The sequence below is a fragment of the Quadrisphaera sp. DVD1 genome (genome assembly GCF_058932755.1).
Genome location: NZ_JBZYWI010000016.1, coordinates 1 through 13,106, shown reverse-complemented (window position 1 = coordinate 13,106; position 13,106 = coordinate 1). Strand labels below are relative to the sequence as shown.

10 protein-coding genes are annotated in these 13,106 nt (G+C 75.8%); 5 read left to right on the top strand and 5 right to left on the bottom strand.

Annotated features, from left to right (window positions below):
- Entirely contained in the window at nucleotides 1-390 is a 390-nt protein-coding gene (locus tag AC5FZL_RS03255; protein ID WP_493617130.1) for a group I truncated hemoglobin, read from the bottom strand.
- A gap of 32 nt (nucleotides 391-422) precedes the next feature.
- A complete protein-coding gene (locus AC5FZL_RS03250; protein WP_493617129.1) occupies nucleotides 423-929 on the bottom strand; it encodes a MarR family winged helix-turn-helix transcriptional regulator in 507 nt (168 codons plus the stop codon).
- Between the two features lie 148 nt (nucleotides 930-1,077).
- Between AC5FZL_RS03250 and AC5FZL_RS03245 the strand changes: the two genes are divergently transcribed.
- The 3 genes from AC5FZL_RS03245 to AC5FZL_RS03235 all read left to right on the top strand — a co-directional run bounded on the left by AC5FZL_RS03245 (nucleotide 1,078) and on the right by AC5FZL_RS03235 (nucleotide 8,084).
- A complete protein-coding gene (locus tag AC5FZL_RS03245; protein WP_493617128.1) occupies nucleotides 1,078-3,219 on the top strand; it encodes an MMPL family transporter in 2,142 nt (713 codons plus the stop codon).
- 264 nt (nucleotides 3,220-3,483) lie between these two features.
- On the top strand, nucleotides 3,484-6,696 hold the full coding sequence (ileS, locus tag AC5FZL_RS03240) for an isoleucine--tRNA ligase (protein ID WP_493617145.1): 3,213 nt from the start codon (nucleotides 3,484-3,486) through the stop codon (nucleotides 6,694-6,696).
- On the top strand, nucleotides 6,693-8,084 hold the full coding sequence (locus tag AC5FZL_RS03235) for a bifunctional folylpolyglutamate synthase/dihydrofolate synthase (RefSeq protein ID WP_493617127.1): 1,392 nt from the start codon (nucleotides 6,693-6,695) through the stop codon (nucleotides 8,082-8,084). The genes ileS and AC5FZL_RS03235 overlap by 4 nt, the downstream gene beginning before the upstream one ends.
- 70 nt (nucleotides 8,085-8,154) lie before the next feature.
- Here AC5FZL_RS03235 and AC5FZL_RS03230 read toward each other — a convergent pair whose 3' ends face one another.
- Together AC5FZL_RS03230 and AC5FZL_RS03225 are read right to left on the bottom strand one after the other, a co-directional pair.
- Entirely contained in the window at nucleotides 8,155-9,972 is a 1,818-nt protein-coding gene (locus tag AC5FZL_RS03230; RefSeq protein WP_493617126.1) for a choice-of-anchor I family protein, read from the bottom strand.
- 121 nt (nucleotides 9,973-10,093) lie between these two features.
- On the bottom strand, nucleotides 10,094-11,386 hold the full coding sequence (locus AC5FZL_RS03225; protein ID WP_493617125.1) for a ScyD/ScyE family protein: 1,293 nt from the start codon (nucleotides 11,384-11,386) through the stop codon (nucleotides 10,094-10,096).
- Between the two features lie 208 nt (nucleotides 11,387-11,594).
- Here AC5FZL_RS03225 and AC5FZL_RS03220 point away from each other — a divergent pair, with 208 nt between their 5' ends.
- On the top strand, nucleotides 11,595-12,017 hold the full coding sequence (locus tag AC5FZL_RS03220; protein ID WP_493617124.1) for a DUF4233 domain-containing protein: 423 nt from the start codon (nucleotides 11,595-11,597) through the stop codon (nucleotides 12,015-12,017).
- A 114-nt stretch (nucleotides 12,018-12,131) separates the two neighbouring features.
- Nucleotides 12,132-12,575 (top strand): nucleoside-diphosphate kinase, encoded by a 444-nt coding sequence (ndk, locus tag AC5FZL_RS03215; protein ID WP_493617123.1) that lies wholly within the window; start codon nucleotides 12,132-12,134, stop codon nucleotides 12,573-12,575.
- A 10-nt stretch (nucleotides 12,576-12,585) separates the two neighbouring features.
- On the opposite strand, the gene AC5FZL_RS03210 is transcribed toward ndk, so the two are convergent.
- On the bottom strand, nucleotides 12,586-13,106 hold a 521-nt coding region (locus AC5FZL_RS03210; protein WP_493617122.1), incomplete at its 5' end, for a class F sortase.

Below are 13,106 nucleotides of genomic sequence, written 5' to 3'. Positions count from 1 at the left end.
TCAGTGCGCTCCCGGCGCGTCCGCGACGATGTCGCTGCGGGTGCCGCCGAGCGCGCCGCCGACGCGGCCGATGATGTCGGCCGGGACGCCGGCCTCCTGCAGCGTGGCCGCCAGGTGCGCCACGACGCGGTCGAACGCCTCGTCGGTGATGCCCAGCGGGGCGTGGGCGACGTCCAGCTCGCGGCCGTCGTAGGCGGCCGGGCCGCCCATCACCTGCGAGACCAGCAGCGCCTGGTGCCGCTTGAGGCGCACCATGTCGACGTCGGCGAAGTAGTGCGCCAGGTCCGGGTCGGCGGTCACCCGCTGGTAGAAGCCCTCCACCACCTGGGCGACGGCGGGGCCGCCGCCCACGAGGTCGTAGTCGCTCACGGTCTGCTCGGTCTCGCTCACGAGAGGCACCGTGTCCGGATGGTCACGATGTGTCAAGGCGTGGGCGCGGCGCGGGGGATGCCCCAGCGCTCGGCCGCGAGGTGGCGGACGACGAGCACGAGGGCCTCGCGGAACGCCCCCACGTCGGCTCCGGCGGCGTGGAGGGGGGCCAGGACGAGGTCCTCGGCGTCGACCGCGCGGGCCACCTCGGTGAAGGCGGTGCGCCCCTCCGCGGTGGCGGTGACGACGGCGCGGCGGCGGTCGTCGGGGTCGCGGCGGCGCTCGACGTGGCCGTGCCCCTCCATGTGCCGCAGCACCCGGCCCATCGTCTGCTCCTCCACGCCCGCGCGCCGGGCCAGCTCCCGCTGGGTGGCGGGCCCGGGGAGGAGCAGCGCGAGCACGGCGTAGCGGGCGTGGTTGAGGTCCCAGGCGCGCAGGGCGTCGTCCCACGCGTGCTCGACCAGGCGCGCCGCCGTCGAGAGCACCCGCCCGGTCGGCCACTGCGCGACGTCGCCCAGGTCGCCGGGAGGCCCGGCGACGGTCGCCTCGGAGTCGTCCACGGCGTGCTCCTCCAGGGCCGAGGGGCGGCGGAGACGCGGCCGCCCTGGTTGACTAAGCCGGCTGAGCATTCTGTCCAGCCCGGCGAGCCGGCACGGGGGAAGAGTAGGGGAGCGGGCCATGGCGCACGGGGGAGCGCGGAGGAACCGCGTGCTGCGCGGCATCGGGCTGGGCCTGCTGGGGCTCGCCTGGCTCGGCGTGGCCGCGGTCGGCGGGCCGGCCACCGGCCAGCTCTCGAGCGTGCAGACCAACGAGCAGAGCGCCTTCCTGCCGGCCGAGGCGGAGTCCACCCGCGCCGGTGAGGTGCGTGAGCGCCTGGCCGACGACAGCGCCCTGCCCGCCTTCGTCGTGGTCGAGCGCTCCGGCGGGCTCAGCCCCCAGGACCTCGCCGCGGCCGGTCGGCTCGCCGAGCAGCTGCCCGCGCTCGAGGTGGCCGGCCTGGAGCCGGGCGCGACCGTGGGCGACCTCCTCCTCGAGGACGCGCCCGTGCCGGTGCAGCCGTCGGCGGACGGCGAGGCGGTGCTGCTCGTCCTGCTGCTGGACCCCGAGGCCGTGAACGCCCCCTCCGCCGACGGCGAGCGCCCGCTCGGCCCGGTCGTCGAGGCCGTCCGCGGAGCCGCGGGCGAGGCCACCGCCGACGGCGGCGCGCTGGCCGGGGCCGAGGCCGTCCTCACCGGCCCGGCCGGCCTCACCGCGGACCTGTCGGGCGCCTTCGGGGCGATCGACGGCGTGCTCCTGCTCGTGGCCCTCGGGGCCGTGCTCGTCATCCTCGTGCTCGTCTACCGGTCCCCGGTGCTGCCGCTCGCCGTCCTGCTCACCTCGGTGCTCGCCCTGGCCCTGGCCGGCCTGGTGGTCTACGCGCTGGCCGACGCCGGCCGCCTGGAGCTCAACGGGCAGAGCCAGGGGATCCTCTCGATCCTCGTCGTCGGCGCCGCGACCGACTACGGCCTGCTGCTCGTCTCCCGCTACCGCGAGGAGCTGGGTGCCACCACCTCGGCGCGCACCGCGCTGGGGCGCGCGTGGCGTGCCGCGCTGGAGCCCGTGCTCGCCTCCGCGGGCACCGTCGCCCTCGGCCTGCTGTGCCTGCTGTTCTCCGACCTGGGCTCCAACCGCTCGCTCGGCCCGGTGGCCGCGATCGGGATCGCCGCCGCCGTGCTCGCGGCCCTGACCTTCCTGCCGGTGCTCCTGGCGGCCGGGCGCTGGGTGTTCTGGCCCCGGGTGCCCCACCCGGTCCCCGCCGGCGCCCCGGTCGGCGGCCCGGCCACCGGGAGGAGCGGTCGCGGCCTCTGGGACCGCGTCGCCGGTCTCGTCCAGCGCGCCCCGCGGCGCACCTGGGTGGTCACCGCGGCCGGCCTGCTCCTGTGCGCGGCCTTCTTCCCGACCTTCCGCGCCGAGGGCGTCAGCCAGTCCGAGACCTTCCTGACCCCGGTGGAGTCGGTCGAGGGCCAGGACGTGCTCGCCGCGCACTTCGACGCCGGGGCGGGCCAGCCCGCCGTGGTCGTGGTGCCCGCCGACCAGGCCGGGACCGCGCTCGCCGTCGCCCGCGCGGCCGACGGCGTCGCCTCCGCCGAGCCCGGGGCCTCCGACGAGGAGTCCGCCGAGGTGCTGGCCCAGCTGTCCGGCGCCGCCGACTCGGACGAGGCCCTGGACGCCGTCCGCGGCCTGCGCGCCGACCTCGCCGGCGCGGGGGTCGACGCCCTGGTGGGCGGGGCCGCGGCGACGACCCTGGACACCCTGGAGTCCGCCGAGCGCGACCGCGCGGTGATCATCCCCGTCGTCCTGGCCGTCGTGCTCGTGGTCCTCGTCCTGCTCCTGCGCTCGCTGCTGGCCGGGCTGCTGCTCGTGGCGGCCAACGTGCTCTCGTACGCCGCCACCGTCGGCGTCGGGGCGCTGGTGTTCGACCACGTGCTCGGCCTCCCCGGCGCCGACCCCGTGGTCCCGCTGTACGCCTTCGTCTTCCTCGTGGCCCTCGGCATCGACTACTCGATCTTCCTCATGACCCGCGTGCGCGAGGAGTCCCTCGCGCACGGGACCCGGCCCGGCGTCCTCACCGGCCTGCGCACCACCGGCGGGGTGATCACCAGCGCCGGCGTGGTGCTGGCGGCCACCTTCACGGCGCTGGCCGTGGTCCCGCTGGTCTTCCTCGCGCAGCTGGCCTTCCTCGTGGCCTTCGGCGTGCTGCTCGACACCCTCGTCGTGCGGTCGCTGCTCGTCCCCGGGCTCGTGCACGACCTCGGCGACCGGTTCTGGTGGCCCTCGAAGCTGTCCCGCGCAGCGCCCGGCGATCGCTAGGATGGGCGCACAGGCGTCGACCCGGCCATCACCGGCGAGCCTCCGGAAGAACGGGGCCCTCACCGGCCCTCAGTAGAACCGGACGGGTGCGGCCCGTCATCGCCGTCGACGAGCGGTCGTCGTCCGGCCCCGAGCCTGGGGCAGGGCGGCGGCAAGCGGGGTGGTACCGCGGCGCGCCCAGCCGGTCTGGGGGCGTCGTCCTCGCACCGGACCGGTTGTGCACGACCCACGGTTGAGGTGTGAGCGAAGATGGCTGAGCGACCCGTGTACCCCCTGGCCTCCGCGACGGGCGAGCTGGGCGGCGTCCCCGCCTCCCCGCGGTTCCCCGACCTCGAGGCCGCGGTGCTCGAGCACTGGGAGGCCGACGGCACCTTCGCGGCGAGCGTGGACGACCGCCCCGCCGGCGAGCGCGGCGCCAACGAGTTCGTCTTCTACGACGGCCCGCCGTTCGCCAACGGGCTGCCGCACTACGGCCACCTGCTGACCGGCTACGTCAAGGACGTCGTGCCGCGCTACCAGACCATGCGCGGGCGCCACGTGGAGCGCCGCTTCGGCTGGGACTGCCACGGGCTGCCCGCCGAGGTCGAGGCCGAGCGCCAGCTCGGCATCAAGAACAAGTCCGAGATCGACACCATGGGCATCGAGGCGTTCAACGCCGCGTGCCGCTCCTCGGTGCTGCGCTACACCGGCGACTGGGAGCAGTACGTCACCCGCCAGGCGCGCTGGGTCGACTTCGAGAACGACTACAAGACCCTCGACACCGACTACATGGAGTCGGTGATGTGGGCCTTCAAGACCCTGTGGGACAAGGGCCTGATCTACGAGGGCTTCCGGGTGCTGGCCTACTGCTGGCGCGACGAGACGCCGCTGAGCAACACCGAGACGCGCATGGACGACGTCTACCGCCAGCGCCAGGACCCCGCGGTCACCGTCGGGTTCACCCTCACGAGCGGCGAGCACGCCGGGGCGAAGGCCCTGGTGTGGACCACGACCCCGTGGACCCTGCCCAGCAACGCCGCGATGGCCGTCGGCCCCCGCGTCGAGTACGTCGTCGTCGAGCCGGCCGAGGGCGCGCTCGCGGGGCAGCGCCTCGTGCTGGCCGCCGCGCGCGTGGGCGCCTACGCCCGCGAGCTGGGGGAGTCCCCGACCGTGGTGGCGACCCTCACCGGCGCCGACCTCGTCGGCGCGACGTACACCCCGCCGTTCAGCTACTTCACCGGCCGCGAGAACGCCCACCAGGTGCTGGCCGCCGACTACGTCACCACCGACGACGGCACCGGCCTGGTCCACATCGCCCCCGCCTACGGCGAGGAGGACAAGACCGTCGCCGACGACGCGGGCATCGAGACGATCGTCGCGGTGGACTCCCGCGGCCGCTTCGACGAGCGGGTGCCCGACTACGCCGGCCAGCACGTCTTCGACGCCAACCCGGTGATCATCCGCGACCTCAAGGCCGGGACGGGCGCGGTGACGCCGGGCACGGTGCTCGTGCGCCAGGAGACCTACGACCACCCCTACCCGCACTGCTACCGCTGCGGGAACCCGCTGATCTACAAGGCCGTGTCGTCGTGGTTCGTGCAGGTCACGGCGATCCGCGACCGGATGGTCGAGCTCAACCAGGACATCACCTGGGTGCCCGGCCACATCCAGGACGGCTCCTTCGGCAAGTGGCTCGAGGGCGCCCGCGACTGGTCGATCAGCCGCAACCGGTACTGGGGCAGCCCGATCCCGGTGTGGACCAGCGACGACCCCACCTACCCGAGGGTCGACGTCTACGGCTCCCTCGACGAGCTCGAGCGCGACTTCGGCGTGCGCCCGGCCGACCTGCACCGGCCGTTCGTCGACGAGCTGACCCGGCCCAACCCCGACGACCCCACGGGGCGCTCGACGATGCGCCGGGTGCCCGAGGTGCTCGACTGCTGGTTCGAGTCCGGCTCGATGCCGTTCGCGCAGGTGCACTACCCGTTCGAGAACGCCGCCTGGTTCGAGGACCACTACCCGGGCGATTTCATCGTCGAGTACATCGGCCAGACCCGCGGCTGGTTCTACACGCTGCACGTGCTGGCCACGGCCCTGTTCGACCGGCCGGCGTTCCGCACCGCCCTCTCCCACGGCATCGTCCTGGGCGACGACGGCCGCAAGATGAGCAAGAGCCTGCGCAACTACCCCGACGTCACCGAGGTCTTCGCCCGCGACGGCGCCGACGCGATGCGCTGGTTCCTCATGTCGTCCCCGATCCTGCGCGGCGGCAACCTCATCACCACCGAGGCGGGGATCCGCGACGGCGTGCGCCAGGTGCTGCTGCCGCTGTGGAACGCCTGGCACTTCCTCGCGCTGTACGCGGGCGCGGCGGACGACGGCGCCGGGGGCCGCGGCATCGTGGGGCGCTGGCGCACGGACTCTCCCGACGAGCTCGACCGCTACGTCCTGGCCAAGACGCGCGACCTCGTCGTCGACGTGCGCGACCGCATGGACGCCTTCGACATCGCCGGGGCGTGCGAGAGCGTGCGGGTCTTCCTCGACGTGCTGACCAACTGGTACGTGCGCCGCTCCCGCGACCGCTTCTGGGCCGCGAGCGCCGCGGACACCGACGCGGTCGACACCCTGCACACCGTGCTCGAGGTGGTCGCCCGGGTGGCCGCGCCGCTGCTGCCGCTGACCACCGAGGAGGTCTGGCGGGGCCTGACCGGCGGGCGCAGCGTGCACCTGGCCGACTTCCCCGACCCCGAGGACCTGCCCGCCGACCCCGGCCTCGTCGCCGCCATGGACGCCGCCCGCGCGGCGTGCTCGGTGGCGCTGGGGCTGCGCAAGGCCTCGGGCCTGCGGGTGCGCCAGCCGCTGGCCGAGCTGACCGTCGTGGCGCCGGCCGCTGCGGGGCTGGAGGCCCTGGCCGGGCTCGTCGCCGACGAGGTCAACGTCAAGCGGGTGCGCTTCCTCGACGTCGAGGACGCCTCGGCCGAGCAGTTCGGGGTGCGCCAGCAGCTCACCGTCAACGCCCGCGCCGCCGGGCCGCGGCTCGGCCGCGAGGTGCAGCTGGCGATCCAGAACGCCCGGATGGGCGCCTGGGACGTCGACCCCACCGGGGCCGTCGTCGTCGGCGGCATCGTCCTGGAGGAGGGCGAGTACGAGATCACCACGGTCGTCGACGAGGCCGCGCAGGGCGAGCGGGTCACCGCCACGCTGCCCGACGGCGGCTTCGTCGTCCTCGAGACCTCGGTGAGCGAGGAGCTCGCCGCCGAGGGCTGGGCCAACGACGTGCTGCGCTCGGTGCAGGACGCCCGCAAGGGCGCCGGCCTGCACGTCAGCGACCGCATCGCGCTGACCCTGCGGGTGCCCGCCGCCCGGGAGGGGTGGGCGCGCGCCGCCGCCGAGCGGATCGGGCGCGAGACCCTCGCCGACCGGGTGGACGTCGTCCCGGTGGCCGAGGGCGACAGCGGTGCAGCCGATGCGGTCGCCGTGGAGGTGGAGCGGGCATGAGCACCCCCTCCTCCGGCACCCCGACCCCGCCCGACGGCGGCAAGCGCCTGCGGGCGGTGCACGCCGAGCTGCTGGCCCGCACCCCCGAGAGCGCGGTGCAGCCGCGGCTGGAGCCGGTGCGCGAGGTGCTCGGCCTGCTCGGCGACCCCCACCGCGCCTACCCGGTGATCCACGTCGGCGGCACGAACGGCAAGACCTCCACGGCCCGGTTCGCCGAGCGGATCCTGCGCGAGCTGGGGCTGCGCACCGGCCGGTTCACGAGCCCGCACCTGACGAAGGTCACCGAGCGGATCAGCGTGGACGGCGAGCCGCTGAGCGACGACGCGTTCGTCGCCCTGCACGAGGACGTCGCGCCCTACCTGGCGATGGTCGACGGGCGGCTGCGCGCCGCCGGTGAGGTGCCGCTGACGTACTTCGAGGTGCTCGCGGTGCTGGCCCTCGCCGCCTTCGCCGACGCCCCCGTCGACGTCGCGGTGGTCGAGGTCGGCGTCGGCGGCAGCTGGGACGCCACGAACGTCGTCGACGGCGCGGTCGCGGTGCTCACGCCGATCTCCCTCGACCACACCGACCTCCTGGGCGAGACGGTCGCCGAGATCGCCGGCGAGAAGGCCGGGATCATCAAGGAGGGCGCCGCGGTCGTCCTGGCCCAGCAGCCCGTCGACGCCGCGCAGGTGCTGCTGCGGGCCGCGGTCGAGGCCGGTGCGACGGTGGCCCGCGAGGGCCTGGAGTTCGGCGTGCGCGACCGCGAGATCGCCGTCGGCGGTCAGGTGCTGGCCCTGCAGGGCCTCACCGGGCAGGTCTACGAGGACGTCCTGCTGCCGGTCTTCGGCACCCACCAGGCGTCCAACGCCGCGGTGGCCGTGGCCGCCGTCGAGGCGTTCCTCGGCGGGGAGCGGGCCCTGGAGCCCGACGTCGTGCGCACCGCGCTGGAGGACGTCACCTCCCCCGGGCGCCTGGAGGTCGTGCGCCGCAGCCCCACGGTGCTCGTGGACGCCGCGCACAACCCCGCGGGCGCGCAGTCCCTCGTGGCGGCGCTGGAGGACTCCTTCGACTACACCCGCCTCGTCGGCGTCATCGCCGTCCTCGAGGGCAAGGACGCCGCGACGATCCTCGACGTCCTCGAGCCGGTCTTCGAGGAGGTCGTCGTCACCCGCTCCGGCTCGCCGCGGGCGATGGACGTCGACGACCTCGCCGAGGTCGCCCGCGACGTCTTCGGCGAGGACCGCGTGCACGTCGCGGCCCGCCTCGACGAGGCCCTGCAGGTCGCGGTGGACCTCGCCGAGTCCGGCACGGCCAGCGGCCTCGGCGCCGGCGTGGTGGTCACCGGCTCGATCACCCTCGTCGGCGAGGCGCGGGTGCTGCTGCGCGCCGACCGCCAGCGGTACTGACCCGACCGGGCGCCAGGTGCTGTCCCGGGCCTGCCGGAACAGCACCTGGCGCCCACCCGCGGGGGCCCGGTCAGTGGCCCCAGCCGCCGCGCGGAGGCGTCAGGTCGGTCACGGCGTACAGGGTCGTGGTGCCGGAGACCTCGTTGCCGACGGCCACGAGCGGCTGGCCGGTGGGGCTGTTCGCGGCGGAGATGAAGGCCAGGCCCTCGGGCCCGAGGTCGCCGGCCTGCGCCTGCCCCTGCGGCGTCTCCAGGTCGGCGGAGAGGTCGCGGGCGTTGGCGTAGGTGACGAACCGCGACGCCGCCGGGTCGGTGACGTCGTAGACGGCGAGGCCGCCCACCCGCTCCAGGCCGACGAACGCGTAGGTGCGCGAGCCCACCTTCCCGACCACGACGCCCTCGGGCTCGGGGCCCTTGTCGTCGCTGCGGCCGTCCACCTCCTGGTCGTCGTTGGAGGCGTTGAAGCCGTCCGGCAGGGCGCGGGCGGTGATCCGCTCCAGGTCCGAGCCGGAGTCGAAGACCAGGTCGCCGTCGGCGGTCCAGACCGAGAACGAGCGGGCGCCGAAGGCGTGCAGCTGCTCGAAGCAGTCGGTGCCCGCGCGCAGGCCGCTGGCCGTGCTGACGTTGAGGCGGCCCAGCTGCGGGTCGGTGAGCTGCTCGGCGGTGAGGACGCCCGGGCAGATCCGGCCGGCCTTCGCGAGGTCCTTCACCCGGGCGGCCTCGACGTAGCCGACGTCCTCCCCGGTGGCCGGGTCCTCGACCGTCCACTCGCGGGCGTCGCCCTCGTTCGCCGTCACGAGGTAGGTGGCGCCGCCGGCGGTGTAGGACGCGATGGCGTCCGGCTGGTAGAGCCCGCGCACCGGCCAGGAGCCGATCCTCGCGCCCCCGTCGCGGTTGGACGGGTCGAGCTCGTTCCCCGCCGCCGCGTGGTCCTTGGTGCCCAGGGGCAGCAGGTCGCGCACCGTGGCGCCGGCCAGGTCGACGACGGCGATCGCGTTCGCCTCCTGCAGCGTCGCCCACGCGGTGCGGCCGTCGGCGGAGACCGCGAGGTACTCCGGCTCCAGCGAGCGGGCGACGGGCGAGCCGTGCTCGGGGTTGGTGCCGAAGACGCGCACCCCCTCCGGCAGCTCCCGGTCGCCGCCGTCCTCGTAGGCCTCGAAGCCCGCCGTGCGGACCAGGGCCTGCGAGGCGCCCTTCGCCCTGCGCACCGCCGGGGTGGACACGTCGATGACGCTGACCGACCCGACCGGGTCGCTCGTGGCGGGGGAGCCGGGGAGGGCGTAGTCGTCGGCGGGCTCGCCCTCGTTGGCCACGAGCAGGCGCTGGCCGTCGGGGGAGAAGGTGAGCATGTCGGGCAGGGATCCCACGCGCAGGGCCGCCAGCGCGCTCGGCGCCTTCGCCCGGCCGTCGAAGAAGACGACCCAGCCGGGGCTGACCTTGTCGGCGGCCTCCACGGCGACGGCGACCAGGCCGTCGGAGCGCACGGCCACGGAGTTGGCCACGGCGCCGGCGTCCACGGTCGACCCGTCGGCGGCGGCCGCGCCCGCGGTCACCAGGCGGGCGAGCACCGGCTGGTCGCCGCCCGGGGCGAAGGAGGCCTGCGAGAGCACCTCGACCTGGCCGCGCTGGGCGTTGACGACGAAGAGGCGCTGGCTCTTCGGGTCGTGCGCCACGATCTCGGCGGCGCTCGTGCCGAACTCCCCGCTGGCGTGGCTGGCCACCACGCTCAGGGCGACGGAGGCTCCGGGAGCGCTCAGCGAGCGCAGCGGCGGGGTCCCCGCGGGGTCCCACGGGGCGCTGCTGGCCGTGGCGGCCGGGAGCGCCGCCACGGCCAGGGCGGTGGCCGCGGCGGCGGTCGCGGTGCGGAGCAGGGCGGGGCGCGGGGGCATCGGTGTCCTCCTGGACGGGGCGCGGACGATCAGCGCCCCGATCCGAGCGGCCCGCCGTGGCCCGCCGGTGAGGAGGAGGTGGCCCGGGGGTGTCCTCCCGGTGACGTCGCCGCGCCGACCGTCACTCCGCCGCGGTCACCGGCAGGTCGGCCTCCTCGGCGTGGCGCGGGAACGTGAACCGCCACACCTGGCCGGGCGAGGCCCCGGGCCCGCCCTGGCTGCCGTCGGCGTCGGAGAGGCTGTGGGCGGACGCGTAGACCCGGCCGCTCCCGTCGACGGCGAGCCCGGCCGGGAAGGGCACCGACCGCGTGACGTAGGTGCCCTCCTCCACGTCGACCCGCACGACGTCGCCGGCCTCGGCGCCGGCCGGCGGCGCCTCGTCCGCCGGCACGTCCCCGGGCGGCAGCAGCGGCGTGGTGCCGAACAGCTGGGAGACGTACAGGTGCGAGCCGTCGGGGTCGACGGCGACGCCCGTGACGCTGGTGAAGCCGGTCCAGGTCTCGAGGTGCTTCCCCGAGGCGGACAGCTTCGCCACCGCCCCGCGTCCGGGCTGCTCCGAGCCCAGGCCGCCGACGTAGACGTGGCCCCTGGCGTCCTGGGCCAGCGAGGTGGGCACGAACTCCGGCGTGGTCTCGTCACCGGCCGGCGTGGGCCACGCCGCGAACACCGACACCTCGTAGGTGGCCTCCTCCTCCTCGTCACCGTGCTTCGCGCCACCGTCCTTCGCGACGACCTTCCACACCGCGTTGGCGGCCGCGTCGGCGACCAGGGTGGTCTGGCGGCCCTTGCCGCGGTGGCGGTCGGTGACGTCGAGCACCGCGTACGGGTTGGACTCCACCTGCGCGCCGTCGGGGTTCAGCCGCTCCTCGGCGGCGGCCAGGTCCGCCCGCGGGACCGCCGATCCGCGGCGCTCGGCGACCAGCAGGTGCCCGAGCTGGTCCAGACCGGGCAGGTCCTCGGCTCCGGGCGGGAGGGCCGCGGGCGGCACCTCGGTCTCGGCGACGAGGACGCGGTACGGGTCCTTGGCGATGTCGGCGCCGTTCGAGCCCACCGCGAACGACCCGTCCGGGCCGGCCACGGAGAGCAGGCCGGTCAGCACGCGGTCGGGGGCCGAGCCCGACGTGCGCGCTGGGCGGTCGACGACCGACACGGCGCCGGTGAGGCCGGCGCACTGCTGCTCCTGCCCCTCGCCGAAGCACGTCTCGCCACCGGAGCCCGCCTCGGCGACGACCAGGCGGTCGCCGGCCCGGCCGTGCCAGTTGAGCTGGCGCGGGTTGTCGAGGTGGTCCACCACGACGACCGGGTCGTCGGAGTGCCGTCGGTCGTCCGTCCCGGCGCTCGCGGCCGGTCCTGTCCCCAGCAGCGCTGCTGCGGCCAGACCGCCCGATGCGGCAGCGGCGATGGTCCTGCGCATGGTGCTCCCCTCCAATGGCCACCCCGTCCAGCCGTGCCGTCCACGACGCTGTGGCGGTCCCCGGTGGCTGCGCCCGACGCTAGGACCGCGGGGCCGCGCGGGGGAGCCCTGGCCGGAGGAGGGGGCATCGCCCCGGCGTGTCGGGGGGCGGTGCGGCCGTGCGCAGGGGAGCCCCCGGGGGGCGGCCGGCGGTGGCTAGGCTCGCCGCGTGTCCGAGGTCCCGAGCCCCGGGCCGGGGGAGCTGAGCGTCCCCCGGCCGACGATGACCGCGACGCTGACCGCGGTGCTCCTGCTGCTCGAGGGGTTCCTCGTCTTCTTCGCCACCCTCGTCGCGGCCACGCTCCTGCCCGGCTCCACCGACCTGCCCGCCGGGGCGGTCTGGGGCGCGGGGCTCGCGCTGGCGCTCGTCTGCCTCGTGGCCGCCGGCCTGACGCGGCGCCCCGGCGGCATCGCGGTCGGCACGGTGCTGCAGGGCGTGCTGGTGGCCACCGGGGTCTTCGTGCCGGTGATGTTCGTGGTGGGGCTCGGGTTCGCGGCGCTGTGGCTGTGGCTCGTGCGGGTGGGCCGGCGCATCGACGCCGACCGCCGGCGCTGGGCCCGCCAGCTCGCCGAGGGCGGCTCCGGGGCCTGACCCGCCCGCGCGGCGTCACCCCCGTGGCCGAGCGCGAGGAGGCCGGCCCGCGCGCCCCTGGCTAGGGTGGCGCCGCCCGCAGCCCCGCACCGCCGCGCACCAGGAGGACCCCCCGTGGTCGACCCGCAGAGCCAGCCGACCACCGAGCGCACCCTGGTGCTCGTCAAGCCGGACGGCGTCCGGCGGGGTCTGACCGGGCAGGTCCTGGCCCGGATCGAGGCCAAGGGCTACGCGCTGGTGGCCCTGGAGCTGCGCTCGGCCAGCGACGAGGTGCTCGCCGCGCACTACGCCGAGCACGAGGGCAAGCCGTTCTACGCGCCGCTGCTGGAGTTCATGGCCTCGGGCCCGGTCGTGGCAGCGGTCGTCGAGGGCCACCGCTGCATCGAGGGCTTCCGCTCCCTGGCCGGCACCACCGACCCGACGACGGCGGCTCCCGGCACCGTCCGCGGCGACCTCGGCCGCGACTGGGGGCTGAAGGTGCAGCAGAACCTCGTGCACGGCTCGGACTCCCCGGAGTCGGCGGCCCGCGAGATCGGGATCTGGTTCCCGCACCTGTGAGGGCGGCGCCTCAGACCACGGCGCGGGCGAAGACGACGACGTTGTCCTGGTAGTGGCCGCTGCGGCGGTCGAACGCCCCGCCGCAGGTGATGAGGCGCAGCTCCGCGCCCGCGGTCGGCCCGTAGACCTCCGCGGTGGGGAAGCCGTCCTTGGCGGTCTGGTCCGTGCCCGTCACGACGAACTCCACCGAGGAGCCGTCCGCGCGCTCGACCGACAGGCGGTCACCGGCCTCCAGCTGCGGCAGGTGCGCGAAGACGCCCGGCCCGTCGTGGGAGTCCAGGTGCCCGGCGATCACCGCGGGTCCCCGCTCGCCCGGGGGCGGCCCGCCGGTGAACCAGCCGGCCACGTCGTAGGCCTCCGGCACCTCCAGGGAGCCGTCGGCCTGCAGGCCCAGCGCCACGAGCGAGGTGGAGACGTCCAGGCTCGGGATGGTCAGGCGAACCGGCGCCAGCGCCGCTGACGCCGCGCCCGAGCTCGCGCCGCCCGACGACGCCGGGACCACCTCGGCGGCTGCGGGGGAGGGCCCGTCGA

Bases quoted from the DNA above. Each gene is read 5' to 3' on its own strand.
- AC5FZL_RS03230 (WP_493617126.1), bottom strand. From the start codon at position 9,972: ATGCCCCCGCGCCCCGCCCTGCTCCGCACCGCGACCGCCGCCGCGGCC.
- AC5FZL_RS03235 (WP_493617127.1), top strand. From the start codon at position 6,693: ATGAGCACCCCCTCCTCCGGCACCCCGACCCCGCCCGACGGCGGCAAG.
- AC5FZL_RS03225 (WP_493617125.1), bottom strand. From the start codon at position 11,386: ATGCGCAGGACCATCGCCGCTGCCGCATCGGGCGGTCTGGCCGCAGCA.